Annotated in this window: 4 protein-coding genes; 1 reads left to right on the top strand and 3 read right to left on the bottom strand. The window is 43.3% G+C overall.

What is annotated here, in order from left to right:
- Positions 1-271 precede the first annotated feature (271 nt).
- Genes QT974_RS33815 through QT974_RS33805 form a run of 3 tightly spaced genes read right to left on the bottom strand, consistent with a single transcriptional unit; the run spans position 272 to position 1,072 of the window.
- Complete coding sequence (locus tag QT974_RS33815) at positions 272-520, bottom strand: type II toxin-antitoxin system MqsA family antitoxin (protein ID WP_333472727.1); 249 nt, start codon at positions 518-520, stop codon at positions 272-274.
- A gap of 4 nt (positions 521-524) precedes the next feature.
- Positions 525-824, bottom strand: coding sequence for a DUF4258 domain-containing protein (locus QT974_RS33810; protein ID WP_333472726.1), 300 nt, complete (start codon positions 822-824; stop codon positions 525-527).
- Positions 821-1,072 carry a DUF433 domain-containing protein gene (locus QT974_RS33805; RefSeq protein ID WP_333472725.1) on the bottom strand — a complete coding sequence of 84 codons (252 nt, stop codon included), beginning with the start codon at positions 1,070-1,072 and terminating at the stop codon, positions 821-823. Before QT974_RS33805 ends, QT974_RS33810 begins: the two co-directional genes overlap by 4 nt.
- Positions 1,073-1,115: 43 nt before the next feature.
- On the opposite strand from QT974_RS33805, the gene QT974_RS33800 reads away from it, so the two are divergent.
- Complete coding sequence (locus tag QT974_RS33800) at positions 1,116-1,928, top strand: ABC transporter ATP-binding protein (protein WP_333472724.1); 813 nt, start codon at positions 1,116-1,118, stop codon at positions 1,926-1,928.
- The last annotated feature ends 86 nt before the right edge of the window (positions 1,929-2,014 follow it).

Raw genomic sequence — 2,014 nt, 5'->3', positions numbered from 1 at the left:
TCAACAGGAAAGGCGATGTGAAAGATAGAAACGAGAGGGCAATTACGGCAACTAATCTTTTTCGGTAGTGCTTCGTCATGGGCCAGAATCCTTGTATTTGATGAGCCGTCTCAGCCATTTGAATTATTGTATCTAAATTCTCATCAAATTGGTTTCCAGAGTCCGGGCGATCTAAATTTGTGCTTGTCAGCGGTGAAATCGATCGCCCTAAATCCTGCTTTAAAAGCGGGACTTAAAGAACATTCCGGTTCTTCCCTTAAAAAACAATTATTTACGTGTAACTCTTGCTGGGAATTTGAATATATGAATCCGGCATTTCATTATGCTGGTGAATAGCAAAGAAACGGCGCTCAATTTCTTTAAGAACTGCTGCATCATAATAAATCATGCCACAATCCAGACAAATCTCTACAGGCGTGTTAGGAACTAGCAAGTATTTACCTTGATAACTGTAAAGGTAATTGATTTTACGTTCCTCATAGCGGTTGCTACCACAGGTATTGCATTGAATTTCTCGCATGGGTCTATCCTCTAGTTCTAGGGTTAATAAAATTGGGGAGACTGGGAATATATACAGTTACAATTGCTACTTTTTCACCGCGCCAACCACAGACTATATGAATAGGAATTTCACCTGCATAACCTAATATTAAACAACTTTCACCTCGACCAGTGTTAGGATATTGCTCAAGGATCTCTCCGTTGAGTAAAGCTTCCTCAACCTGAGTAAATGTTAAGCCATCAGCCTGACGCTCGATATCTCCATGAGCTGTGTAAACATACAGATTTTGGCTAACTTTTGCTTGAATTTCCTCTGCTTTCATTTGCCCGCTTCCACCAATAGCGGTTCGACTCGCTCGTGACTAACCATTCGATGAGCATAAACTAGACAAGCCTGAATATCTTCTCTTTCTAACCAGGAATAGCCTTCGAGAATCGTTTCAGGAGTGTCGCCAGCGGCTAACATTCCTAGAATGTGCTCAACTGCCAGACGGCGACCCCGAATAATCGGTTTTCCGTTAAATATTTGGGGATTTACAGTGATTCGTTCTAAGAGTTTTTGAGCATCCATAATTTAAGGCATAATTAGATATCTTATATTGTATCATTTGTTTATGATTTCCGAACCCCTTACCCTCTCAAAAACCAATCCGGTTTTAGCCGCCAAAGGATTAACTCGCCGCTTTGGCGGTTTGATTGCCGTAAACGACGTATCTTTTACAGTTGAAAAAAACGAGATATTTGGACTGATCGGCCCTAACGGCGCGGGCAAGACTACTCTATTTAATTTGATGACGGGACTGATACCCAGCAACAGCGGTAAATTGATTTATCAAAACGAGGATATTTCCCAACTTAAACCCTATCAAATTGCGAATAAAGGGATTGCTAGAACATTTCAAAATATTAGATTGTTTGGGGATCTTTCTGTGTTGGAGAATGTGGCGATCGCCCGACACATCCACAGTCGATCGCCAAATCCGGTATTATCGCTACTATCGGGGATTTTCGGCTTACCAGAATCTAACGCAATGGAGCGCCAAACCCAGCGAAAAGCCCTGGAATTGTTGGATTTGGTCGGTTTGGGCGATCGCGCGGGCGAACAAGCCAAAAACCTACCCTACGGCGATCAGAGGCGCCTAGAAATCGCCCGCGCCTTAGCCCTAGAACCGACAATCTTGCTGCTAGATGAACCAGCGGCGGGGATGAATCCTGCAGAAAAGCACAAGTTAAGTGATTTCATCCGGGAAGTGCGCGCACAATTCAATTTAACTGTAATATTGATCGAGCATCACGTACCGCTAGTGATGGGATTGTGCGATCGAATTGCTGTATTGCATTTTGGTCAAATGATTGCTTTGGGTGAACCTGCGATTGTGAGGAACAATCCGGCGGTAATTGAGGCTTATTTGGGAGACGAAAAGTAGAAAATTACAAAACAATGGGGCGATTGGAACCCGGCGATTGGAAATCGCGTCTACACAAACAATGTCCGCCTGCGCGGACTAAGAGT

The sequence above is a fragment of the Microcoleus sp. BM001215392 genome, from assembly GCF_036700185.1.
Lineage (GTDB): Bacteria > Cyanobacteriota > Cyanobacteriia > Cyanobacteriales > Microcoleaceae > Microcoleus.
Note: the sequence above shows the minus strand (reverse complement) of the source record. Positions and strands in the feature narration are given on the sequence as shown.